The sequence below is a fragment of the Klebsiella sp. CN_Kp104 genome, from assembly GCF_040064515.1.
In the GTDB taxonomy this organism is placed as follows: domain Bacteria; phylum Pseudomonadota; class Gammaproteobacteria; order Enterobacterales; family Enterobacteriaceae; genus Klebsiella; species Klebsiella aerogenes.
This window is the reverse complement of the sequence record NZ_JBEAII010000028.1, coordinates 98,088-120,452: the sequence shown is the minus strand read 5'-3', so window position 1 is coordinate 120,452 and position 22,365 is coordinate 98,088. Positions and strand designations below refer to the sequence as shown.

The window sequence follows — 22,365 nt, the reverse complement described above, 5'->3', positions numbered from 1 at the left end:
GGAATGGATGTTACTGGAAGTTTGCTGCTATAGCATGGAATGCGCGCTGGAGGCGCAGCGTTGCGGCGCCGATCGCATTGAACTTTGCGCCGCGCCGCAGGAGGGCGGGTTAACGCCGTCGTTGGGCGTGCTGCGTTCGGTGCGAAACAATATCTCGATTCCGGTTCATCCGATTATCCGTCCGCGCGGCGGCGATTTTTGTTACACCGACGGCGAGTTTGCCGCCATGCTGGATGATGTAGCGACGGTCAGAGATCTGGGTTTTGCTGGCCTGGTGATCGGCGTACTCGATGCTGACGGCCAGGTGGATATCCCCCGCATGCAAAAAATTATGGCGGCGGCGGGGCCGCTGGCGGTGACCTTCCACCGGGCCTTTGATATGTGCGCCGACCCGCGTCAGGCCTGGCATTCACTTGCTGAACTGGGGGTTGCGCGTATCCTCACTTCTGGACAACGGCCAACGGCGGAGCAAGGTCTTGCAAAAATTATGGAACTAATTGCGCTGGGCGATACTCCAATCATTATGGCCGGAGCGGGAGTGCGGGCTGCCAATCTGCAAAAGTTTCTGCAGGCAGGCCTCAAAGAGGTGCATAGCTCAGCGGGGCAGTGGTTGCCATCGCCGATGCGCTTTCGTAATCCGGGGTTATCGATGTCCACCGACGCAGATGCCGATGAATATTGCCGCTATGCCGTTAACGGCGAGGCGGTGGCGGAAATGAAACAAATTATTTCTGCCGCGCGGGATTAGCCCGCGAAGCTAACCGTTTTTTGCTGCACATCATGTCGCCCAATATGATGATTGCCCGTACCAGGCCCCTGCAATTTCAACAGGGGCCTTTTTTTATCCCGCGAGCGTCAGTAGTCGCTCGAGGTCAATTACGCTCTGGCCGCGGCCGCTTTTTTCGCCAGTGACTGCTGCGTCTCTGGTTTAGTGGCGACGATCACCGCGCGCAGCGGCGCGGGATAACCTTCCAGCGTTTTGCTGCTGTCATGTGGATCGAGGAAGTCGGCGAGTGATTCCGTTGTCATCCATTCGGTGCGGCGCTGCTCTTCGCTGGTGGTGACGCAGGTATCAACAATGCGCACATCGATGAATCCGCACTTCTCCAGCCACTGTTTTAGCGCGGCGGCGGAAGGAATGAAATAAACGTTACGCATTTGCGCGTAGCGGTCGCCGGGCACCAGCACGGTGTTCTCATCACCTTCAATGACCAGCGTCTCCAGTACCAGCTCGCCGCCGGGGGCTAACTGATCTTTGAGCTGCCACAGATGATCCAGCGGGGAACGGCGGTGATAGAGCACGCCCATCGAAAAGACGGTATCAAAGGCTTCCAGCGCCGGCAGTTGTTCGATGCCGAGCGGCAACAGGTGCGCGCGCTGATCGTTGCCGATGAGTTTGCGTACCGCTTCAAACTGGCATAAGAACAGCTGCGTTGGGTCGATACCGACCGCCAGATGCGCGCCGGCGCCAATCATCCGCCACATGTGATAACCACTGCCGCAGCCGGCATCGAGGATAGTACGACCGGTGAGATCGGAAAGATGCGGCAGCACGCGTTCCCATTTCAGATCGGAACGCCATTCGGTATCGATATTAATGCCATACAGCGAATAAGGGCCTTTACGCCACGGCATCAGGTTTCGCAGCAGATTCTCAATTCGCAGCTGGTGGCCTTCGCTGAGTGGCGTTTCGCTTTCCGCCGTGACGCTATGCAATAGATCGAGACGCCAGGGCGCCAGCTCGGGCAGAAACTCAACGGCGCGTTCCCATTCGCGAAACTTGCCGTGCAGCGCTTCGCGTTGCCAGGCCGCGACCTGAGCGGGCAGGGTTTCCAGCCAGTGGGAGAGCGGTCCTTTGGCGATCAACTGATAAAAATTACTGAAGTCGATCATGCCCGTTCCTCGGATTTAACCGCCACCAATGAACCAAAGTTAAAGCACTGGAACCACAGTTCGGCATGTTCAAACCCCGCCTGGCGCAGTCGCGCTTTGTGGGTTTCCACTGAATCCGTCAGCATGACGTTTTCCAGCATGCTGCGTTTCTGGCTGATTTCCAGTTCGCTATAGCCATTGGCGCGCTTGAAGTCATGGTGCATGTTGAACAGCAGTTCGCCGACGTTGGCATCTTCAAAGCTGAATTTTTCGGAAAGCACCAGCGCGCCGCCCGGATTGAGCCCTTGATAGACTTTATCAAGGATCGCCTGACGTTCGCTCGGTTCGAGGAACTGAATAGTGAAGTTCAGCACGACCATCGAGGCATTTTCAATGGCGATATGGCGAATATCGCCCTCAATAACCTCAACCGGCGTTGGCGCGTTATAGGCATCAATATGACGACGGCAACGTTCTACCATCGCCGGGGAGTTATCAATGGCGATAATTTTGCATCCCGGATGCGCGATATTGCGACGCACGGAAAGCGTCGCGGCGCCGAGCGAGCAGCCGAGATCGTAAACCTGAGTGTTTGGCTGAACAAAACGCTCAGCCAACATGCCGATCATCGAAATAATATTTGAGTAACCAGGAACAGAGCGCTGGATCATATCCGGGAAGACTTCGGCTACCCGTTCATCAAAGGTCCAGTCGCCGAGACTGGCGATCGGCGCGGAAAAAAGCGTGTCGCGGTGAGACATAACGTTAAACCCGAAAAAACGAAAACGGCGTATTGTGCGCTAACGCAGGGAGAAAACCAACTCCCAGGGCATATACCACAGGTTAGCCAGCACCATCAGCAACAGCGAGCACCAGGTGGCGCTCATTCCGGAACGCCGCCAGCGGAACAGGCGATGATGGAAACCGTACGAGTGCATCAGGCGTCCGGCAATCAGCAAAATACCGCAAACGTGCACCATCCAGGTTAGTGCGCCGTTCATTTCCATGAACAACAGCAGAATGAGCCCAATGGGGACGTATTCCACCGCATTGCCATGAACGCGAATAGCGACCTGTAGTTCGCTAAAACCACCGTCGCCATAGCCGACGCGATACTGCATGCGCAGACGTACCACGTCGAAGGAAAACTTGATTAACAATAACGCACCCAAAACCGCATACAGCGCGCTGACCATACCCAAAACTCCCTTTAATTATGTCAGGTGGCTCCGACTATCATAGCAGGATATCAGAAAAGCGAGGATTGCTGCGGAATTGACGGCGCGGCGCCGACGCCCGGCAGCACCGCGCGTAAATCTTCCCATAGCGTATCCACCAGTTCAGGCGCCTGGGCGATATCCGGGGTATGTAGAAACAGCCATGGCGTGGCTGACTGATGCCACTTTGGCAGCGTCTGTAACCAGACGCGAAATAATTCGCGATTCTGCGCCATATCGTCGCTGCCGATAAAACGCACCATCGGCTGCTCCGCGGTCATGACCGCGTGAACCGGAACTTTGGGTTTCTTTTTTTGCGCGTCAATCATCGCCGGGTTGCGCGCGACGGCGCTATGTACCGGGCGGCTATCGAGGATCACGCGGTTGGCGTTGCGCCGGTGCAAGCCACGATTAAGCTGTTGTTCAGCATCGCCTTTGGCGAAAAACTCAGGATGGCGAACTTCAACGCCGTAGGTGAAGTTTTTCGGTAGCGTATCGAGAAACTGCCACAGGGCAGGGAGGTCGCGCGGGCCGAAGGTGGCGGGCAACTGCAGCCAGTACTGGCCGATGCGCGATTCCAGCGGCGCCAGACGAGTAAAAAATTCGTGGCTTAAATCGTCGCAGTCGCGCAGTGCCGCCTGATGCGAAATCGTGGCCGGGAATTTAAAACAGAAGCGAAAATCATCGTGAGTTTGTTGATACCAGCGATCGACAATCTCGGCCTTTGGTAAGGCATACAGGGTGGTATTACCCTCCACGCAGTTAAAATGGCGGGCATACTCTTCAAGGCCGGTGATGCCAAGGCGCACCCATTTAGGGTGCGACCATTGCGGGAGCCCGATATAAATCATAAGGCGGTGAGAATGTCCTCAGTGCTGCGCACGCGGGCGATGCGCGGGAAGATATGGGTCATACTGCCCTGATGCTGTTCGGCGGAGGCGGCGCTGCATGCATCCTCGGCGATGACCAGACTGAAACCCAGTTCCCAGGCATTGCGGGCGGTGGATTCCACGCCGATATTGGTGGAGATACCGCAAAGAATAATGGTGTCGATACCACGGCGGCGAAGCTGCAGTTCAAGATCGGTACCGTAGAACGCGCCCCACTGGCGTTTCGTGACTTCGATATCGCTATCCTGTTTGCCGAGCGCCGGCGGATAGACCCACCAGTTTTCAGGTAATTTTACGGCGCCAGCCTGGGCATCTACCGGCTGTTTTAACGCTTCGGCGAAATCGGCGGACCAGCCCACTCGAACCATGATGACGGGCGAACCCTGTTGACGACATTTTTCAGCCAGCTTTGCCGCGCGCGTCACCACCTCGTCGGCGCGATGCGGACCGCCGGCAAAGGGTAAAATGCCTTCTTGCAGGTCAATAACGACCAGCGCAGTGTTTTTCGCATTGAGTTCTAACATGGTATCCCCGTATCTTGTTCTGTTGTCAGGCCGCTACAATACCGTTGCTAATTCAGCTCAAGGGTAACAAATTTTGTTAATTTATGTGAGCACAAGCAATAAGCGCGCAGCAAAGCAGCGTACAAACTGCGTCGGGCTTATCGTCAGACAGAATTTCCAGTATAATAGCCGCCTTTTTTCATTCAGTAGTGACATTCAGCAAAGCTGCGACCTCGTCGCCTGCAAGGCAGGCAACATCCGCCTGCGGCTAAGTTAAGGGATATCTCATGCGTACAGAATATTGCGGACAGCTACGTCAGTCCCACGTGGGGCAGCAAGTGACCCTGTGTGGTTGGGTCAACCGTCGTCGTGATCTCGGAAGCCTTATCTTCATTGATATGCGCGACCGTGAAGGCATCGTGCAGGTGTTTTTCGATCCGGATCGTGCGGATGCATTAAAACTGGCTTCCGAACTGCGTAATGAGTTCTGCATTCAAATCACCGGTACCGTGCGTGCGCGTGAAGAGCGCAACGTCAACCGCGAGATGGCCACCGGCGAAATCGAAGTGCTGGCGTCTGACCTGACCATCATCAACCGCGCGGAAGCGCTGCCGCTGGACTCCAACCACGTCAACACCGAAGAAGCGCGCCTGAAATACCGCTATCTGGACCTGCGTCGTCCGGAAATGGCTCAGCGCCTGAAAACCCGCGCAAAAATCACCAGCTTCGTGCGCCGCTTCATGGACGATCACGGGTTCCTCGATATCGAAACCCCGATGCTGACCAAAGCTACGCCGGAAGGCGCGCGTGACTATCTGGTGCCGTCGCGCGTCCATAAAGGTAAATTCTACGCACTGCCGCAGTCTCCACAGCTGTTCAAACAGCTACTGATGATGTCCGGTTTCGATCGTTACTATCAGATAGTCAAATGCTTCCGCGACGAAGACCTGCGTGCCGACCGTCAGCCTGAATTTACCCAGATTGATGTTGAAACCTCGTTCATGACCGCACCGCAGGTGCGTGAAGTGATGGAAGAGCTGGTACGTAAGCTGTGGCAGGACGTGAAGGGCGTAGACCTCGGTCAATTCCCGGTGATGACCTTTGCCGAAGCGGAGCGTCGTTACGGTTCCGATAAACCGGACCTGCGTAACCCGATGGAGCTGGTAGACGTAGCCGATCTGGTGAAAGCAGTAGAATTCGCCGTCTTCTCTGGCCCGGCTAACGACGCCAAAGGCCGCGTTGCTGCCTTACGCGTACCGGGCGGTGCGGCGCTGACCCGTAAACAGATTGATGAATACGGCAAATTCGTGCAGATCTACGGTGCGAAAGGGTTGGCCTATATTAAAGTAACCGAGCGTGCGAAGGGCCTTGAAGGTATCAATAGCCCGGTGGCGAAATTCCTCAACGCCGAAATCGTGGAAGCTATCCTTGAGCGCACCGGCGCGCAGGACGGCGACATGATCTTCTTCGGCGCTGACAACAAGAAAGTGGTTGCTGATGCCCTCGGCGCGCTGCGTCTGAAGCTGGGCAAAGACCTGAATCTCACCGACGAGACCAAATGGGCGCCGCTGTGGGTTATCGACTTCCCGATGTTCGAAGACGACGGCGAAGGCGGCCTGACCGCGATGCACCACCCGTTCACCTCGCCGAAAGATATGACCGCCGCTGAGCTGAAAGCCGCGCCGGAAGACGCTGTGGCTAACGCCTACGACATGGTCATCAATGGCTACGAAGTCGGTGGTGGTTCGGTGCGTATCCACAGCGGTGAAATGCAGCAAACCGTGTTTGCTATTCTGGGCATTAACGAACAAGAACAGCGTGAAAAATTCGGCTTCCTGCTGGATGCGCTGAAATACGGTACCCCGCCGCACGCCGGCCTGGCGTTTGGCCTCGATCGCCTGACCATGCTGCTGACCGGTACCGATAACATCCGTGACGTTATCGCCTTCCCGAAAACCACGGCTGCCGCGTGCCTGATGACCGAAGCGCCGAGCTTCGCGAATCCTGCCGCGTTAGGCGAACTGGGGATTCAGGTTGTGGCGAAAGAGGCAAAAGAGTCTCCGGAGAACAACTAAGATGTCATTCAAGCTGCCCGTCTCCGTTCTGGTGGTGATTTACGCCGAAGATACGAAGCGGGTGCTGATGTTGCAGCGACGCGACGATCCCGCTTTCTGGCAGTCGGTTACCGGCAGCCTGGAAGAGGGGGAAACCGCGTTGCAGGCCGCCGCGCGCGAAGTAAAGGAAGAGGTCGCCATTGACGTTGCTCGCGAGCAACTGGCCTTAATTGACTGTCAGCGTACGGTGGAGTTCGAGATATTTTCTCACTTACGTCATCGCTATGCGCCGGGCGTCGAGCGCAATACGGAATTCTGGTTCCGTCTTGCGCTGCCCCATGAGCGCCAGATTGTTTTCACTGAACATCTGGATTACCGCTGGGTTAGCGCGTCGGATGCCGCCGCGCTAACTAAATCGTGGAGCAACCGGCAGGCGATTGAAGAATTTGTAATTAACGCCGGGTAACTTCCCGCGGCGTTTGCCGCGGAAAGACGGCTTTTTTGGAGAGTTTTTTATGGCAGGTCATAGTAAATGGGCCAACACCAAACACCGCAAAGCGGCGCAAGATGCCAAGCGCGGTAAGATCTTTACTAAAATCATTCGCGAGCTGGTCACCGCTGCGCGTCTGGGCGGCGGCGATCCGGCATCCAACCCGCGTCTGCGCGCGGCGGTAGATAAAGCGCTGTCCAACAACATGACTCGCGACACCCTGAACCGCGCTATCGCGCGCGGCGTCGGCGGTGATGAAGACGCGAACATGGAAACCATCATTTATGAAGGTTACGGCCCGGGCGGCACCGCGGTAATGGTTGAATGTCTGAGCGACAACCGTAACCGTACCGTAGCCGAAGTGCGCCACGCCTTTACCAAAACCGGTGGTAACCTCGGAACCGACGGTTCTGTGGCCTATCTGTTCAGCAAAAAAGGCGTGATCTCCTTCGAGAAAGGCGATGAAGACACCATCATGGAAGCTGCGCTGGAAGCGGGTGCTGAAGACGTTGTCACCTATGATGACGGCGCCATTGACGTTTACACCGCCTGGGAAGAGATGGGCGCGGTACGTGATGCGCTGGAAGCCGCAGGCCTGAAAGCCGATGCTGCTGAAGTCTCAATGATCCCGTCGACTAAAGCGGATATGGATGCGGAAACCGCGCCGAAGCTGCTGCGCCTTATTGATATGCTGGAAGACTGCGACGACGTGCAGGAAGTGTATCATAACGGCGAAATCTCTGATGAGGTTGCCGCAACGCTGTGATGCCGGTAGCCGGTATTGCGGGTGAGTTATTACTGGAGGCGCGTGATGGCCATTATTCTCGGCATTGACCCGGGGTCACGCGTGACCGGTTATGGCGTGATTCGCCAGGTCGGACGGCAGTTGAGCTACCTTGGCAGCGGATGTATCCGCACCAAAGTAGACGATCTGCCGTCGCGGCTTAAGCTGATTTACGCCGGCGTCACCGAAATTATTACCCAGTTCCAGCCCGACTATTTCGCTATCGAGCAGGTCTTTATGGCGAAAAATGCCGATTCGGCGTTGAAGCTTGGGCAGGCGCGCGGAGTGGCGATTGTCGCGGCGACGAACCAGGACCTGCCGGTCTTTGAGTACGCCGCCCGCCAGGTTAAGCAAACCGTCGTCGGCATTGGTAGCGCGGAAAAGAGCCAGGTACAGCATATGGTGCGTACCTTGCTGAAACTTCCGGCAAATCCGCAGGCGGATGCGGCGGATGCGCTGGCCATCGCCATCACCCATTGCCACCTCAGTCAGAACCTGGCTCAGATTAGCGAGACCCGGCTCAATCTGGCGCGAGGGCGGTTACGATAATCACAAATCAGGCTGGATATTCATCCAGCCTTTTTTTATGATAACGCATTAAACTTTCGGCCCTTTATTCAGGAGCGCTACGTGATAGGCAGACTCAGAGGCATCATTCTCGAAAAGCAACCCCCGCTGGTATTACTGGAAACCGGGGGCGTAGGTTATGAAGTCCATATGCCGATGACCTGCTTCTACGAGCTACCGGAAGCCGGGCAGGAAGCCATCGTCTTCACCCATTTTGTGGTACGCGAAGACGCGCAGCTGCTGTACGGCTTTAACAACAAGCAGGAACGCACCCTGTTTAAAGAGCTTATCAAAACCAACGGCGTCGGGCCGAAGCTGGCGCTGGCTATCCTTTCCGGCATGTCGGCGCAGCAGTTTGTGAACGCCGTTGAGCGTGAAGAAGTCGCCTCGCTGGTGAAACTGCCGGGTATCGGCAAGAAAACTGCCGAGCGTTTAATCGTCGAGATGAAAGATCGCTTCAAAGGCCTGCATGGCGACCTGTTTACTCCGGCCGCCGATCTGGTGCTGACCACGCCTGCCGGCCCAACTGCCGACGACGCGGAGCAAGAAGCGGTTGCCGCGCTGGTGGCGCTGGGCTATAAACCACAAGAGGCCAGCCGGATGGTGAGCAAAATCGCCCGTCCGGATGCTAACAGTGAAACGCTAATCCGCGAAGCGCTGCGCGCGGCGTTGTGAGGTAAGGGATGATTGAAGCAGATCGGCTGGTATCAGGCGACAGCATTGGTTTCGAAGAGGCCGCTGACCGCGCTATCCGCCCCAAATTGCTCGCAGAGTACGTCGGCCAGCCGCAGGTGCGTTCGCAGATGGAGATCTTTATCCAGGCGGCGAAACTGCGCGGCGATGCGCTCGATCACTTGTTAATTTTTGGCCCGCCAGGGTTGGGGAAAACCACGCTTGCCAATATCGTCGCCAACGAAATGGGCGTGAATCTGCGTACCACCTCCGGCCCGGTGCTGGAAAAGGCTGGCGACCTGGCGGCAATGCTGACCAACCTTGAGCCGCATGATGTCCTGTTTATTGATGAGATCCACCGCCTTTCACCGGTAGTGGAAGAGGTGCTGTATCCGGCGATGGAAGATTACCAACTGGATATCATGATTGGCGAAGGCCCGGCCGCGCGCTCGATTAAAATCGATCTGCCGCCGTTTACCCTGATTGGCGCCACCACCCGCGCCGGCTCATTGACTTCGCCGCTGCGCGACCGCTTCGGTATCGTACAGCGCCTCGAGTTTTATCAGGTGCCTGACCTGCAGCATATCGTTGGTCGCAGCGCCCGTCATATGGGGCTGGAGATGAGCGAGGAAGGGGCGCTGGAAGTCGCCCGCCGCGCACGCGGTACGCCGCGTATCGCCAACCGCCTGCTGCGCCGGGTGCGCGATTTTGCCGAAGTGCGCCACGATGGCTCTATCTCGGCGGAAATCGCCGCTCAGGCGCTGGATATGCTCAACGTGGATGCCGAAGGGTTTGATTATATGGATCGCAAGCTGCTATTGGCGGTGATCGATAAATTCTTTGGTGGTCCGGTCGGCCTCGATAACCTCGCGGCGGCTATTGGCGAGGAGCGGGAAACCATTGAAGACGTGCTGGAGCCGTACTTAATTCAGCAGGGGTTCCTGCAGCGCACGCCGCGTGGCCGAATGGCGACGGTGCGCGCCTGGAATCACTTCGGTATTACCCCGCCGGAAATGCCCTGATGAAACCCGGTAGCTTTCCGCTACCGGGTAGTCTCTCAATCAACTCGCCGTTTTCTTCATCATACTCAGAACAAACAGCGCCGCAGCGCACAGCACAACCGAAGGTCCTGCTGGGGTATCGTAGAACGCCGAGAAAGTTAATCCCCCGGTTACCGCCAGCATACCCACGCCAACGGCTACCGCGGCCATCTGTTCCGGCGTGCGGGCAAAGCGGCGGGCGGTAGCGGCCGGGATTATCAACAGCGAAGTGATGATCAGCGCGCCGACGAATTTCATTGCCACGCCGATAGTCAATGCCGTCACCAGCATCAGCAGCAGCTTAACCCGCTGTAACTTCACGCCGTCAACAAACGCTAAATCAGGGCTGATGGTCATCGCCAGCAGGTTACGCCATTGCCAGAGCAATATCGCGACCACCACCACCACGCCTAATGCAATGGAGATTAAATCCTGTGGGGTAACGGCTAACAGATCGCCAAACAGATAGGCCATCAGGTCGACGCGCACGTTCGACATCAGGCTCACCACCACCAGACCGAGCGACAGCGCGCTGTGGGCCATAATACCCAGCAGGGTATCGACCGCCAGGTGAGGGCGTTTTTCCAGCCACACCAGGCCGCCCGCCAGCAGCAGCGTGACCACGATAACCGCATAAAACGGATTCACGTTGAGCAGCAGACCAAACGCCACCCCAAGCAAGGAAGCATGCGCCAGCGTATCGCCAAAGTAGGACATTCTTCGCCAGACAACGAACGAACCCAGGGGGCCCGCCGCGCAGGCGAGCATCATGCCGGCTAACCAGCCGGGTAACAGTAATTCAATCATTAGCGGCCATTTCCCCGACGCAGTACAATCCGCCCCTGCAGGTCGTGGCGGTGATTATGTTGGTGACGATAAATCCCCAGCTGTTCCGCGCCGCGCGGGCCGAACATGGAGATAAATTCCGGGTGCATCGAGACCACTTCCGGAGTTCCGGAGCAGCAAATATGCTGGTTCAGGCACAGCACTTCATCGGTTTTGGCCATCACCAGGTGGAGATCGTGGGAAACCATTAAGACCGCGCAGTTCAGCTCCTGACGCAGTTGATTAATTAAATCATACAGCGCTACCTGCCCATTGACGTCGACGCCCTGGGTAGGTTCATCCAGCACCAGCAGTTGTGGCTGATTCAGCAGGGCCCGCGCCAGCAACACGCGCTGGGTTTCGCCGCCGGAGAGTTTTTGCATTGGCGCATCGATAAGATGCCCGGCCTGCACGCGTTGCAGCGCCGGCATAATATCCTGCTTGCGCGTACCTGGACGCAGGCGCATAAAGCGGCTGACCGTCAGCGGCATAGTAGCATCAAGATGCAGTTTTTGTGGTACGTAGCCGATACGCAGATTTTTCTCGCGCTGGATAGCACCTTCGGTCGGCGTCACCAGGCCGAGCACCACGCGCACCAGCGTCGATTTCCCGGCGCCGTTCGGGCCAAGAAGTGTTAAAATTTTGCCTGGTTTTAGCGTTAGCGAAATGTCAGACAACACGCGCCGCTGGCCGTAGACGACCGCGACTTTTTCCAGCGTTACAAGATTCGTCATGTCAAATTAGGGGTTGCACTAGCGATTGAATGTTATAATATCACATCACTTTCGCTCATTACGATGATTAGTCGCATTATGTTACATAAAAATACGCTTCTTTGCGCTGGACTTAGCGCCGCTTTTTTGTTCGCTCATGCCCCGGTAGCTAATGCCGCCGTCGTCGCTTCCATGAAACCCCTTGGCTTTATCGCTTCCGCTATCGCCGATGGCGTGACGGAGACTCAGGTGTTATTGCCTGACGGGGCTTCCGAGCATGATTATTCACTACGCCCGTCTGATGTAAAACGCTTACAGAACGCAGACTTAGTGGTATGGATTGGTCCAGAAATGGAAGCCTTTATGGACAAGTCAACGCAAAGCATTGCGGAGCAGAAAAAGGTCACCATCGCCCAGTTGGATGGGGTGAAACCGTTGCTCATCAAAGGGACGGATGATGACGATGACGAACATGGTCACGAACATGCTAATGGCGAAAAAAGTGACGGCGATCACCATCACGGCATTTACAATATGCATCTGTGGCTCTCCCCAGAGATAGCGCGGCTCTCAGCGGTTGCAATCCACGATAAATTATTGGAACTTATGCCGCAGAGTCGAGCCAAACTTGACGCCAACCTGAAGGAATTTGAGGCAAAATTAGCCGCAACCGACAATCAGGTCAGTAACGAGCTGGCGCCGGTGAAAGGTAAGGGGTATTTCGTTTTTCATGATGCCTATGGCTACTACGAAAAACATTACGGTTTGACCTCATTGGGGCATTTTACCGTCAACCCTGAAATCCAGCCTGGTGCGCAGCGTTTACACGAAATAAGAACACAGTTGGTTGAGCAAAAAGCGACTTGCGTTTTTGCTGAGCCACAATTCAGGCCAGCGGTCATCGAAGCTGTTGCCAGGGGGACCTCCGTGCGCATGGGAACCCTGGATCCACTTGGAATCGGAATTAAGTTGGGTAAAGACAGTTACCCGCAGTTCCTGAGCCAGTTGGGGCATCAGTATTCAAGCTGCCTGAAAGGAGATTAACGAGGAAGTGAATACGTGCAACAGATAGCCCGCGCTGTCACTCAGGCATTCAACAATCTGCCGCGACCCCATCGCGTTATGCTGGGGTCGTTGAGCGTTCTAACGTTAGCGGTCGCCGTCTGGCGGCCCTACATCTACCACCCGGAATCAGCCCCGATAGTCAGAACGATTGAGCTGGAAAAAAGCGAAATCCGCTCTCTGCTGCCGGAAGCTTCCGAACCCATCGATCAGGCGCCGCAGGAAGAAGAAGCTATCCCGCAGGATGAGCTCGATGACAAATCCGATAGCGACTCCGGCGGCCATGAATATGTGGTTTCTACCGGCGATACGCTGAGCAGTATTCTCAATCAGTACGGTATTGATATGGGCGATATCGCTCAACTCTCCTCTGCTGATAAAGAGCTGCGTAATCTTAAAATTGGTCAACAGCTCTCCTGGACGCTAACCGCTGATGGCGATCTACAAAGCCTGACGTGGGAGATGTCACGCCGTGAGACGCGTACTTATAACCGCGTCGCCAATGGTTTTAAAATGAGCAGCGAGCTGCAGAAAGGGGATTGGGTCAACAACGTCCTGAAAGGCACCGTTGGCGCCAGCTTCGTCTCCAGCGCCCGTGATGCTGGCCTTACCAGCTCGGAAATCAGCGCGGTCATCAAAGCGATGCAGTGGCAGATGGACTTCCGTAAGCTGAAAAAAGGCGATGAATTCTCGGTCCTGATGTCGCGTGAAATGCTTGATGGCAAGCGCGAGCAGAGCCAGCTGTTAGGCGTGCGTTTACGTTCCGATGGTAAAGACTATTACGCGATCCGCGCCGAAGATGGCAAATTCTACGATCGCAACGGTACGGGCCTGGCGAAGGGCTTCCTGCGCTTCCCGACTTCGCGTCAGTTCCGCGTGTCGTCTAACTTCAACCCGCGCCGCCTGAATCCGGTGACCGGGCGCGTCGCGCCGCATCGCGGCGTTGACTTCGCTATGCCGCAGGGCACGCCGGTGCTTTCCGTCGGCGATGGTGAAGTGGTGGTGGCGAAACGCAGCGGCGCGGCAGGCTACTATGTTGCCGTGCGTCATGGCCGAACCTATACCACCCGCTATATGCACCTGCGCAAGCTGCTGGTGAAACCGGGGCAGAAAGTGAAACGCGGCGATCGTATCGCGCTGTCGGGCAATACCGGGCGTTCTACTGGCCCGCACCTGCACTATGAAGTCTGGATTAACCAGCAGGCGGTTAACCCGCTGACGGCGAAACTGCCGCGTACCGAAGGCTTAACCGGTTCCGATCGTACCGATTATCTGGCGCAGGCCAAAGAGGTTATCCCGCAACTGCGCTTTGATTAGCCTGAATAATCATTACAGAAAGCCGGCGCCCGTAATGCGCCGGCTTTTTCTTTTGTGCGATGAGTGACGTATCGCTAAACTAAGCCATTATCTTTATTGATTGAGCAGACCTTCTGCGGACCGGGCATGGAAACGAAAAAAAATAACATTGAGTTTATCCCTAAATTTGAGAAATCTTTTTTACTGCCGCGCTATTGGGGCGCGTGGTTGGGCGTTTTCGCCTTCGCCGGTATTGCGCTGACCCCTCCCTCTTTCCGCGATCCTATTCTCGGCAAATTGGGGCGTTTCGTTGGACGTCTGGCAAAGAGCTCGCGACGTCGGGCGCAGATTAACCTGTTGTACTGCTTCCCGGAAAAAAGCGAGCAAGAGCGTGAAGCTATCATAGATGCGATGTATATGTCGGCTCCGCAGGCAATGGTGATGATGGCCGAACTGGGCATGCGCGATCCGCAGCGCGTGATGTCCCGCGTTGACTGGCAAGGGAAAGAGATCATCGACGAGCTGCAGCGTAATAATGAAAAGGTCATCTTTTTAGTGCCGCACGCCTGGGGCGTGGATATTCCGGCAATGCTGATGGCTTCGGGTGGGCAAAAAATGGCGGCGATGTTCCATAACCAGGGGAATCCGGTATTTGACTATGTCTGGAACACCGTGCGCCGTCGTTTCGGCGGGCGGATGCACGCGCGTAACGATGGTATCAAGCCGTTCATTCAATCGGTTCGCCAGGGATACTGGGGCTATTATCTGCCCGACCAGGATCACGGCGCCGAGCATAGCGAATTTGTCGATTTCTTCGCGACTTATAAAGCGACTCTTCCAGCGATTGGTCGTTTGATGAAAGTCTGCCGCGCGCGTGTAGTACCGCTGTTCCCGGTGTATGACGGTAAAACGCATCGCCTGACGGTGTTGGTGCGCCCGCCGATGGACGATCTGCTGGAAGCTGATGATACGACGATTGCGCGCCGTATGAACGAAGAGGTTGAGATTTTCGTCAGGCCGCATCCTGAGCAGTATACCTGGATCCTGAAACTGCTGAAGACGCGTAAGCCGGGCGAAACCGAGCCTTACAAGCGCAACGAACTGTTTCCGAAGAAGTAAGCTGTATGCTGCGCTGAGCAGGGCTACGGCGCCTGCATTTACCTGACCGTAGGCCGGATAAGGCGCAGCCGCCATCCGGCGCAAAAGCGGCTCCTTATCTGCGGATATTGCCCGGCGGCGCTGCGCTTGCGCGGGCCTACAAAACATTTCCGTATGCTACCATCGCCGGCATGTTGTGATGCCTGCATTTACCAGGATAACAAGCATAAAAAAGCCTCCGTAAGGAGGCTTTTTCATCACTGAAGGCGATTACTCAACGGTCAGGATACGGGTGGTGTTGGTGCTGCCGATGGTGCTCATCACGTCGCCCTGGGTGACGACCACCAGGTCGCCGGAGACCAGATAGCCTTTATCACGCAGCAGGTTAACCGCGTCGTGCGCGGCGGCAACGCCGTCGTTATGGCTGTCGAAATGCACCGGCGTCACGCCACGATAGAGCGCCGTCAGGTTCAGAGTACGCTCGTGACGGGAGAGGGCGAAAATTGGCAGGCCGGAGCTGATACGTGAAGTCATCAACGCGGTGCGGCCGGACTCGGTCATGGTGATAATCGCGGTAATACCTTTCAGGTGGTTGGCCGCATACATCGCCGACATGGCAATCGCTTCTTCGACATTGTCGAACTGGACGTCAAGACGGTGTTTGGAAACGTTGAGACTTGGGATCTTCTCCGCGCCCAGGCACACCCGCGCCATCGCGGCGACGGTTTCAGACGGATACTGGCCGGCAGCGGTTTCCGCGGAGAGCATCACGGCATCGGTACCGTCCAGTACGGCGTTCGCCACGTCCATGACTTCCGCGCGGGTCGGCATCGGATTGGTAATCATTGATTCCATCATCTGCGTGGCGGTGATGACCGAGCGGTTAAGCTGGCGAGCGCGGCGGATCAGCGCCTTCTGGATACCCACCAGTTCCGGATCGCCGATTTCCACACCGAGATCGCCGCGAGCTACCATCACCACATCGGAGGCGAGAATAACGTCGTCCATGGCATCCTGGTCGCAGACCGCTTCCGCACGCTCGACTTTAGCGACGATTTTCGCATCGCAGCCAGCGTCACGGGCCAGACGGCGAGCGTAGTTCAGGTCTTCGCCGCAGCGCGGGAAGGAGACCGCCAGGTAATCAACGCCAATTTTTGCGGCGGTAACGATATCGGCTTTGTCTTTATCGGTTAACGCTTCTGCAGACAGCCCGCCGCCGAGTTTGTTGATACCTTTATTGTTAGATAGCGGGCCACCAACGGTAACTTCGGTGAAAACTTTCATCCCCTGTACTTCCAGGACCTTCAGCTGCACGCGTCCATCGTCGAGCAGCAGGATATCGCCTGGAACGACGTCCGCCGGCAGGCCTTTATAGTCGATGCCGACTTTTTCTTTATCGCCTTCGCCTTTGCCCAGGTTGGCGTCGAGCAGGAATTTGTCACCAATGTTGAGGAAAATTTTGCCTTCTTTGAAGGTAGAGACGCGGATTTTCGGCCCCTGCAGGTCGCCGAGAATCGCAACGTGACGGCCCAGTTTTGCTGCAATTTCACGGACTTTGTCTGCGCGGAGCTGGTGATCTTCCGGGGTACCGTGAGAGAAGTTCATGCGTACGACGTTAGCGCCCGCGGCGATAACTTTTTCGAGGTTGTTATCGCGGTCAGTTGCCGGGCCTAAGGTCGTTACGATTTTGGTTCTGCGAAGCCTTCTGGACATGTAATACTCCGTTGACTGAAACAACTTTGGTGTTGCGTGAACATGGATTCGGTAGCGCCAAATCCGCTAACGGGCGGAACTGCTACGCTGCCGGGACATAATTGGTCTCTGACTTATAATGACTATTATTGTTTATCACTACTAATGAGTAGTTCTTTATCAAAGCGCGATTCCTTCAGCGCTTCCTTGACCCTCTTCAAGTTATCTCTGAATTTTGCTCCACGGCGCAGGGTAAAGCCGGTCGCCAGCACATCAATCACCGTGAGCTGGGCCAGGCGCGACACCATCGGCATATAAATATCGGTGTCTTCCGGAACATCCAGGGTAATAGCCAGCGTCGACTCCCGCGCCAGCGGGGTCCCGGCTGAAGTGATGGCAATGACCATGGCATCGTTTTCACGCGCTAACTGCGCCAGTTCAACCAGGCTTTTGGTGCGTCCGGTATGTGAAATGATGACCACCACGTCATCATCGTTACAATTCATACAGCTCATGCGCTGCAGGACAATATCGTCGGAGTAGATGACCGGGACGTTAAAACGGAAAAATTTATTCATCGCGTCATGCGCGACGGCTGCTGAAGACCCCAGGCCGAAGAAGGAAATTTTCTTCGCCTGGGTAAGCAGATCGACTGCCCGGTTGACCGCGGACATATCCAGCGCATGATGTACCTGATCGAGGCTGGCCATCGCCGATTCGAAAATTTTCGCCGTATAGGATTCGACGCTGTCGTCTTCATCGACATTACGGTTAACATAGAGGGTACCGTGTGCCAGACTTTGCGCCAGGTGCAGTTTAAAATCGGGGAACCCCCGGGTTTCCAGGCTGCGACAAAATCGGTTTACGGTCGGCTCGCTGACGCCGGCTTCCAGCGCGAGGGCCGCTATGCTTGAGTGAATGGCCTGCGCCGGTGTGGCAAGAATGACTTCCGCCACTTTGCGTTCAGATTTGCTAAGGTTTTCCAGTCGGGACTGGATTTTTTCCAGCATGTTCATTGTTTACAGGCGCTCATCAATGGAAACGATTTCATTAATGGGTGAAATCATCAGGCGTTTTAGCAAGAATATACCCCTCCGCAATCAGAAGCGGTGAGGAATGACGAGAAAAAATGTCGTTTTTTTTCATTACATGATCAGAGTCGTATTTTACTAACTGAAAACCAGACGAAACAACGAACATTCTTAGCCTGATGCCCAATTTGTCGGCGAACGCTTTTCCTCTATGTGCGGTAACGTCGGGAAAGCACCGCCAAGGGTTTCAGGAAATTCGTAAACACAGTACAGTGCAGCGTAAGAAAATTACAAATTTAGCCTGGCATAAGCACCAGACTATCAACTGAGGAGAATGACATGGCGGTAACGCAAACGGCCCAGGCATGCGATCTGGTCATTTTCGGCGCGAAAGGTGACCTCGCGCGCCGTAAACTGTTGCCTTCCCTGTATCAGCTTGAAAAAGCTGGCCAGATTAACCCTGAAACCCGCATCATCGGCGTCGGTCGCGCTGATTGGGATAAAGACGCTTACACCAAAGTTGTGCGTGAAGCGTTAGAAACCTTCATGAAAGAGAAAATCGACGAAGGTTTATGGGATACCCTGAGCGGTCGTCTGGACTTCTGTAATCTTGATGTCAACGATACCAGCGGTTTTACGCGTCTGGGCGATATGCTGGATCAGGAAAACCGCGTCACCATTAACTACTTCGCGATGCCGCCAAGCACGTTCGGCGCTATCTGCAAAGGCCTGGGCGAAGCGAAGCTGAATGCCAAGCCCGCGCGGGTAGTGATGGAAAAACCGCTCGGTACCTCGCTGGAAACCTCCCGGGAAATTAATGACCAGGTGGGCGAGTATTTCGAAGAGTGCCAGGTTTACCGTATCGACCATTATTTGGGTAAAGAGACGGTACTGAACCTGCTGGCGCTGCGCTTTGCTAACTCCTTGTTTGTTAATAACTGGGACTGCCGCACCATTGACCACGTTGAAATCACCGTAGCGGAAGAAGTGGGTATTGAAGGCCGCTGGGGTTATTTCGATCAAGCCGGGCAGATGCGCGACATGATCCAGAACCATTTGCTGCAGATCCTGTGCATGATCGCCATGTCGCCGCCGTCGGATCTGACTGCCGACAGCATCCGCGATGAAAAAGTGAAAGTGCTGAAATCGCTGCGCCGTATCGATCGCTCGAACGTGCGTGAGAAAACCGTCCGCGGTCAGTACACCGCCGGGTTTGCGCAAGGTAAAAAAGTACCGGGCTATCTGGAAGAAGAGGGCGCTAACAAATCCAGCAACACGGAGACCTTCGTAGCCATTCGCGTGGATATCGATAACTGGCGTTGGGCTGGGGTGCCGTTCTACCTGCGTACCGGTAAACGCCTGCCGACGAAATGCTCCGAAGTGGTGGTGTATTTCAAAACTCCGGAACTGAACCTGTTTAAAGAGACCTGGCAGGAGCTGCCGCAGAATAAATTGACCATTCGTCTGCAGCCGGATGAAGGTGTTGATATTCAGGTGCTTAACAAAGTTCCAGGCCTCGATCACAAGCATAATCTGCAGATCACCAAGCTGGATCTGAGCTACTCCGAAACCTTCAATCAGACGCACTTAGCGGATGCCTATGAACGCCTGCTGCTGGAAACCATGCGCGGTATTCAGGCGCTGTTCGTGCGTCGCGATGAAGTGGAAGAAGCGTGGAAGTGGGTTGACTCCATTACCGGAGCATGGGCGGCCGACGGCGATGCGCCGAAGCCTTACCAGGCTGGTACCTGGGGACCGGTGGCGTCGGTGGCGATGATCACCCGCGATGGCCGTTCCTGGAACGAATTCGAGTAAGACTAGCGTTAATCCGGGAGAGTTATTTTACCGGTAACATGATCTGGCGCAGTCTGGCGCATAATTTTTAATCTTTTAAGCCCCGGGAGGATTCACCCCCGGGGCTTTTTTTATTACACTGCCTGTAGACATTTTGCCCCTGAGCCCCAGTGGTGGTGCCATTTACACCATTATTCGTCGTCATCGCGCGGTGGCCGGACAGATAAATTTTGAGGAGCCTCTATGAATTCGACAATGTTACGGGTAACAAATCGCATTATCGAACGGTCACGCGAAACCCGCTCAGCCTACCTCGCACGAATTAATCAAGCCAAAAGCGATACCGTCCATCGTTCGCAGTTGGCCTGCGGTAACCTGGCGCACGGTTTTGCCGCCTGTCAGGCAGATGATAAAGCGTCGCTGAAGAGCATGTTGCGCAACAACATCGCTATTATCACCTCCTATAACGATATGTTGTCCGCTCACCAGCCTTATGAACATTATCCGGATATCATCCGTAAAGCCTTGCACTCCGCCAATGCGGTAGGGCAAGTGGCTGGTGGCGTGCCGGCAATGTGTGACGGCGTGACGCAGGGCCAGGATGGCATGGAGCTGTCGCTGCTGAGCCGCGAAGTGATTGCCATGTCTGCCGCCATCGGCCTGTCGCACAATATGTTCGACGGCGCGTTGTATCTTGGCGTATGCGATAAAATTGTTCCCGGACTGACCATGGCGGCGCTCTCCTTCGGCCATCTGCCGTCGGTGTTTATTCCGTCTGGTCCGATGGCCAGCGGCCTGCCGAACAAAGAAAAAGTGCGCATTCGTCAGCTGTACGCCGAAGGTAAAGTTGACCGTATGGCGCTGCTTGAATCCGAAGCCGCCTCTTATCATGCCCCGGGCACCTGCACCTTCTACGGTACCGCCAACACCAACCAGATGGTGGTTGAGTTTATGGGCATGCAGCTGCCAGGTTCCTCGTTTGTTCATCCGGATGCCCCGTTGCGCGAAGCGCTGACCAGCGCCGCAGCTCGTCAGGTGACGCGCATGACCGGCAACGGCAATGAGTGGATGCCGCTGGGTAAAATGATTGACGAAAAAGTGGTGGTCAACGGTATCGTTGCGCTGCTGGCGACCGGCGGCTCCACCAACCATACGATGCACCTGGTGGCGATGGCGCGCGCGGCGGGCATTATCATTAACTGGGATGATTTCTCCGATCTTTCTGATGTGGTGCCGCTGCTGGCGCGTCTGTATCCAAACGGTCCGGCGGACATTAACCACTTCCAGGCGGCAGGCGGCGTGCCGGTACTGGTGCGCGAGCTGCTGAAAGGCGGATTGCTGCATGAAGATGTCAATACCGTCGCCGGCTTCGGCTTGTCGCGTTACACCATGGAACCCTGGCTGAATAACGGTGAGCTGGACTGGCGTGAAGGGGCGACCGCGCCGCTTGACGATCAGGTCATCGCTACCTTCGAGAAACCATTCTCCCGCCATGGCGGTACCAAAGTGCTGAGCGGTAACCTCGGTCGTGCGGTCATGAAGACCTCCGCGGTGCCGGTTGAGAACCAGATTATCGAAGCGCCAGCGGTCGTCTTTGAGAGCCAGCACGACGTACTGCCGGCGTTTGAAGCGGGACTGCTGGATAAAGATTGTGTAGTCGTTGTACGCCATCAGGGGCCGAAAGCGAACGGCATGCCAGAATTACATAAACTTATGCCGCCACTTGGTGTATTATTGGACCGCCGTTTCAAAATTGCGCTGGTCACCGATGGCCGACTTTCCGGCGCATCAGGCAAGGTACCGTCAGCCATCCATGTTACTCCTGAAGCCTACGATGGCGGGCTGCTGGCGAAAGTGCGCGATGGCGACATGATTCGCGTTAACGGGCAGACCGGCGAGTTGACCCTGCTGGTAGATGAAGCTGAACTGGCCGCACGCCAGCCGCATATTCCTGACCTGAGCAGCTCGCGGGTCGGAACCGGCCGCGAGATGTTCGGCGCGCTGCGTGAGAAGCTCTCCGGAGCCGAGCAGGGCGCAACCTGCATTACTTTTTAAGACGATTCGATTTGTAGATCTGGCGAGAGAAAACTCTGATGAAAAACTGGAAAACAACTGCAGAAGCAATCCTCACTAACGGCCCGGTCGTACCGGTTATCGTGGTGAAAAAGCTGGAACACGCGGTGCCAATGGCGAAAGCGCTGGTTGCCGGTGGTGTACGCGTTCTGGAAGTTACGCTGCGCACCGAATGCGCGCTGGAAGCTATCCGCGCTATCGCCAAAGAAGTGCCGGAGGCGATTGTCGGCGCCGGGACCGTGACCAACGTTGAGCAGCTGAAAGCCGTTACTGAAGCAGGCGCGCAGTTCGCTATCAGCCCGGGCCTGACCGAATCCCTGCTGAAAGCGGCGACCGGCGAAGGCACCATCCCGCTGATCCCGGGTATTAGCACCGTATCCGAGCTGATGCTGGGCATGCAGTATGGCCTGAAAGAGTTCAAATTCTTCCCGGCGGAAGCGAACGGCGGCGTGAAAGCGTTGCAGGCGATTGCCGGTCCATTCGGCCACATTCGTTTTTGCCCGACCGGCGGCATCTCTCCGGCGAATTACCGCGACTATCTGGCGCTGAACAGCGTGCTGTGCATCGGCGGCTCCTGGCTGGTTCCGGCCGACGCGCTGGAAAACGGCGACTACGATCGCATCACCAAACTGGCCCGCGAAGCGGTAGAAGGCGCGAAATAATTTCTGCGCCTGTAATGACAGAAGCCCGGT

21 protein-coding genes and 1 pseudogene are annotated in these 22,365 nt (G+C 55.8%); 13 read left to right on the top strand and 9 right to left on the bottom strand.

All coding sequences use genetic code 11. The features are described 5' to 3' along the window. Positions 1-7: 7 nt before the first annotated feature. Positions 8-748 (top strand): copper homeostasis protein CutC, encoded by a 741-nt coding sequence (cutC, locus tag ABLU80_RS14120; RefSeq protein ID WP_015365979.1) that lies wholly within the window; start codon positions 8-10, stop codon positions 746-748. A 128-nt stretch (positions 749-876) separates the two neighbouring features. Here the strand turns inward: cutC and cmoB are convergent, their stop codons facing one another. From cmoB to ABLU80_RS14095, 5 genes are read right to left on the bottom strand one after another with little or no spacing between them, the layout of a single operon-like run. After that, positions 877-1,893, bottom strand: a complete 1,017-nt coding sequence (gene cmoB, locus ABLU80_RS14115) for a tRNA 5-methoxyuridine(34)/uridine 5-oxyacetic acid(34) synthase CmoB (protein ID WP_348850103.1) — start codon at positions 1,891-1,893, stop codon at positions 877-879. Beyond that, a complete protein-coding gene (cmoA, locus tag ABLU80_RS14110) occupies positions 1,890-2,633 on the bottom strand; it encodes a carboxy-S-adenosyl-L-methionine synthase CmoA (protein ID WP_348850102.1) in 744 nt (247 codons plus the stop codon). Before cmoA ends, cmoB begins: the two co-directional genes overlap by 4 nt. Positions 2,634-2,672: 39 nt before the next feature. Beyond that, positions 2,673-3,068: an MAPEG family protein gene (locus tag ABLU80_RS14105; protein ID WP_015365982.1), complete on the bottom strand. Its 396-nt coding sequence runs from the start codon at positions 3,066-3,068 to the stop codon at positions 2,673-2,675. Positions 3,069-3,121: 53 nt separating this feature from the next. Next, complete coding sequence (locus ABLU80_RS14100; RefSeq protein ID WP_045365646.1) at positions 3,122-3,940, bottom strand: DUF72 domain-containing protein; 819 nt, start codon at positions 3,938-3,940, stop codon at positions 3,122-3,124. After that, a complete protein-coding gene (locus tag ABLU80_RS14095; RefSeq protein WP_063446394.1) occupies positions 3,937-4,503 on the bottom strand; it encodes a hydrolase in 567 nt (188 codons plus the stop codon). Before ABLU80_RS14095 ends, ABLU80_RS14100 begins: the two co-directional genes overlap by 4 nt. Positions 4,504-4,769: 266 nt before the next feature. Here ABLU80_RS14095 and aspS point away from each other — a divergent pair, with 266 nt between their 5' ends. From aspS to ruvB, 6 genes are all read left to right on the top strand, one after another. Next, complete coding sequence (gene aspS, locus ABLU80_RS14090) at positions 4,770-6,557, top strand: aspartate--tRNA ligase (protein ID WP_348850101.1); 1,788 nt, start codon at positions 4,770-4,772, stop codon at positions 6,555-6,557. Between the two features lies 1 nt (position 6,558). After that, positions 6,559-7,002 (top strand): dihydroneopterin triphosphate diphosphatase, encoded by a 444-nt coding sequence (gene nudB / locus ABLU80_RS14085; RefSeq protein WP_015365986.1) that lies wholly within the window; start codon positions 6,559-6,561, stop codon positions 7,000-7,002. Positions 7,003-7,051: 49 nt separating this feature from the next. Next, positions 7,052-7,792 (top strand): YebC/PmpR family DNA-binding transcriptional regulator, encoded by a 741-nt coding sequence (locus tag ABLU80_RS14080; RefSeq protein WP_015365987.1) that lies wholly within the window; start codon positions 7,052-7,054, stop codon positions 7,790-7,792. Between the two features lie 45 nt (positions 7,793-7,837). Beyond that, positions 7,838-8,359 (top strand): crossover junction endodeoxyribonuclease RuvC, encoded by a 522-nt coding sequence (gene ruvC / locus ABLU80_RS14075; RefSeq protein WP_015365988.1) that lies wholly within the window; start codon positions 7,838-7,840, stop codon positions 8,357-8,359. 81 nt (positions 8,360-8,440) lie between these two features. Further along, entirely contained in the window at positions 8,441-9,052 is a 612-nt protein-coding gene (ruvA, locus tag ABLU80_RS14070; protein ID WP_015365989.1) for a Holliday junction branch migration protein RuvA, read from the top strand. Positions 9,053-9,060: 8 nt separating this feature from the next. After that, positions 9,061-10,071 (top strand): Holliday junction branch migration DNA helicase RuvB, encoded by a 1,011-nt coding sequence (ruvB, locus tag ABLU80_RS14065; RefSeq protein ID WP_015705957.1) that lies wholly within the window; start codon positions 9,061-9,063, stop codon positions 10,069-10,071. Between the two features lie 39 nt (positions 10,072-10,110). On the opposite strand, the gene znuB is transcribed toward ruvB, so the two are convergent. Both znuB and znuC read right to left on the bottom strand, forming a co-directional pair. Then, entirely contained in the window at positions 10,111-10,896 is a 786-nt protein-coding gene (gene znuB, locus ABLU80_RS14060; protein WP_015705956.1) for a zinc ABC transporter permease subunit ZnuB, read from the bottom strand. Further along, positions 10,896-11,648 (bottom strand): zinc ABC transporter ATP-binding protein ZnuC, encoded by a 753-nt coding sequence (gene znuC, locus ABLU80_RS14055; RefSeq protein ID WP_015705955.1) that lies wholly within the window; start codon positions 11,646-11,648, stop codon positions 10,896-10,898. The genes znuB and znuC overlap by 1 nt, the downstream gene beginning before the upstream one ends. 78 nt (positions 11,649-11,726) lie before the next feature. Between znuC and znuA the strand changes: the two genes are divergently transcribed. The 3 genes from znuA (at position 11,727) to lpxM (ending at position 15,104) form a co-directional block, all read left to right on the top strand. Further along, positions 11,727-12,671: a zinc ABC transporter substrate-binding protein ZnuA gene (znuA, locus tag ABLU80_RS14050; protein WP_047058145.1), complete on the top strand. Its 945-nt coding sequence runs from the start codon at positions 11,727-11,729 to the stop codon at positions 12,669-12,671. A gap of 15 nt (positions 12,672-12,686) precedes the next feature. Beyond that, positions 12,687-14,006, top strand: coding sequence for a murein DD-endopeptidase MepM (gene mepM / locus ABLU80_RS14045; protein WP_015365994.1), 1,320 nt, complete (start codon positions 12,687-12,689; stop codon positions 14,004-14,006). A 126-nt stretch (positions 14,007-14,132) separates the two neighbouring features. Continuing rightward, the gene (gene lpxM, locus ABLU80_RS14040) at positions 14,133-15,104 is read left to right on the top strand and encodes a lauroyl-Kdo(2)-lipid IV(A) myristoyltransferase (RefSeq protein ID WP_032705956.1); all 972 of its coding nucleotides are present in this window, start codon (positions 14,133-14,135) and stop codon (positions 15,102-15,104) included. Between the two features lie 249 nt (positions 15,105-15,353). On the opposite strand, the gene pyk is transcribed toward lpxM, so the two are convergent. Together pyk and ABLU80_RS14030 are read right to left on the bottom strand one after the other, a co-directional pair. Continuing rightward, positions 15,354-16,796, bottom strand: coding sequence for a pyruvate kinase (gene pyk, locus ABLU80_RS14035; protein WP_015365996.1), 1,443 nt, complete (start codon positions 16,794-16,796; stop codon positions 15,354-15,356). 125 nt (positions 16,797-16,921) lie between these two features. Continuing rightward, positions 16,922-17,826: pseudogene (locus tag ABLU80_RS14030) on the bottom strand (MurR/RpiR family transcriptional regulator). A 319-nt stretch (positions 17,827-18,145) separates the two neighbouring features. Here ABLU80_RS14030 and zwf point away from each other — a divergent pair. The 3 genes from zwf (at position 18,146) to ABLU80_RS14015 (ending at position 22,335) form a co-directional block, all read left to right on the top strand. Then, a complete protein-coding gene (gene zwf / locus ABLU80_RS14025) occupies positions 18,146-19,621 on the top strand; it encodes a glucose-6-phosphate dehydrogenase (RefSeq protein WP_015365999.1) in 1,476 nt (491 codons plus the stop codon). A 222-nt stretch (positions 19,622-19,843) separates the two neighbouring features. After that, positions 19,844-21,655, top strand: a complete 1,812-nt coding sequence (edd, locus tag ABLU80_RS14020) for a phosphogluconate dehydratase (RefSeq protein ID WP_015366000.1) — start codon at positions 19,844-19,846, stop codon at positions 21,653-21,655. 38 nt (positions 21,656-21,693) lie between these two features. Then, entirely contained in the window at positions 21,694-22,335 is a 642-nt protein-coding gene (locus ABLU80_RS14015; RefSeq protein WP_015366001.1) for a bifunctional 4-hydroxy-2-oxoglutarate aldolase/2-dehydro-3-deoxy-phosphogluconate aldolase, read from the top strand. The last annotated feature ends 30 nt before the right edge of the window (positions 22,336-22,365 follow it).

Coding starts and splice junctions, on each gene's coding strand:
- cutC (WP_015365979.1), top strand. CDS start 8: ATGTTACTGGAAGTTTGCTGCTATAGCATGGAATGCGCGCTGGAGGCG.
- cmoB (WP_348850103.1), bottom strand. CDS start 1,893: ATGATCGACTTCAGTAATTTTTATCAGTTGATCGCCAAAGGACCGCTC.
- cmoA (WP_348850102.1), bottom strand. CDS start 2,633: ATGTCTCACCGCGACACGCTTTTTTCCGCGCCGATCGCCAGTCTCGGC.
- ABLU80_RS14105 (WP_015365982.1), bottom strand. CDS start 3,068: ATGGTCAGCGCGCTGTATGCGGTTTTGGGTGCGTTATTGTTAATCAAG.
- ABLU80_RS14100 (WP_045365646.1), bottom strand. CDS start 3,940: ATGATTTATATCGGGCTCCCGCAATGGTCGCACCCTAAATGGGTGCGC.
- ABLU80_RS14095 (WP_063446394.1), bottom strand. CDS start 4,503: ATGTTAGAACTCAATGCGAAAAACACTGCGCTGGTCGTTATTGACCTG.
- aspS (WP_348850101.1), top strand. CDS start 4,770: ATGCGTACAGAATATTGCGGACAGCTACGTCAGTCCCACGTGGGGCAG.
- nudB (WP_015365986.1), top strand. CDS start 6,559: ATGTCATTCAAGCTGCCCGTCTCCGTTCTGGTGGTGATTTACGCCGAA.
- ABLU80_RS14080 (WP_015365987.1), top strand. CDS start 7,052: ATGGCAGGTCATAGTAAATGGGCCAACACCAAACACCGCAAAGCGGCG.
- ruvC (WP_015365988.1), top strand. CDS start 7,838: ATGGCCATTATTCTCGGCATTGACCCGGGGTCACGCGTGACCGGTTAT.
- ruvB (WP_015705957.1), top strand. CDS start 9,061: ATGATTGAAGCAGATCGGCTGGTATCAGGCGACAGCATTGGTTTCGAA.
- znuB (WP_015705956.1), bottom strand. CDS start 10,896: ATGATTGAATTACTGTTACCCGGCTGGTTAGCCGGCATGATGCTCGCC.
- znuC (WP_015705955.1), bottom strand. CDS start 11,648: ATGACGAATCTTGTAACGCTGGAAAAAGTCGCGGTCGTCTACGGCCAG.
- znuA (WP_047058145.1), top strand. CDS start 11,727: ATGTTACATAAAAATACGCTTCTTTGCGCTGGACTTAGCGCCGCTTTT.
- lpxM (WP_032705956.1), top strand. CDS start 14,133: ATGGAAACGAAAAAAAATAACATTGAGTTTATCCCTAAATTTGAGAAA.
- pyk (WP_015365996.1), bottom strand. CDS start 16,796: ATGTCCAGAAGGCTTCGCAGAACCAAAATCGTAACGACCTTAGGCCCG.
- zwf (WP_015365999.1), top strand. CDS start 18,146: ATGGCGGTAACGCAAACGGCCCAGGCATGCGATCTGGTCATTTTCGGC.
- edd (WP_015366000.1), top strand. CDS start 19,844: ATGAATTCGACAATGTTACGGGTAACAAATCGCATTATCGAACGGTCA.
- ABLU80_RS14015 (WP_015366001.1), top strand. CDS start 21,694: ATGAAAAACTGGAAAACAACTGCAGAAGCAATCCTCACTAACGGCCCG.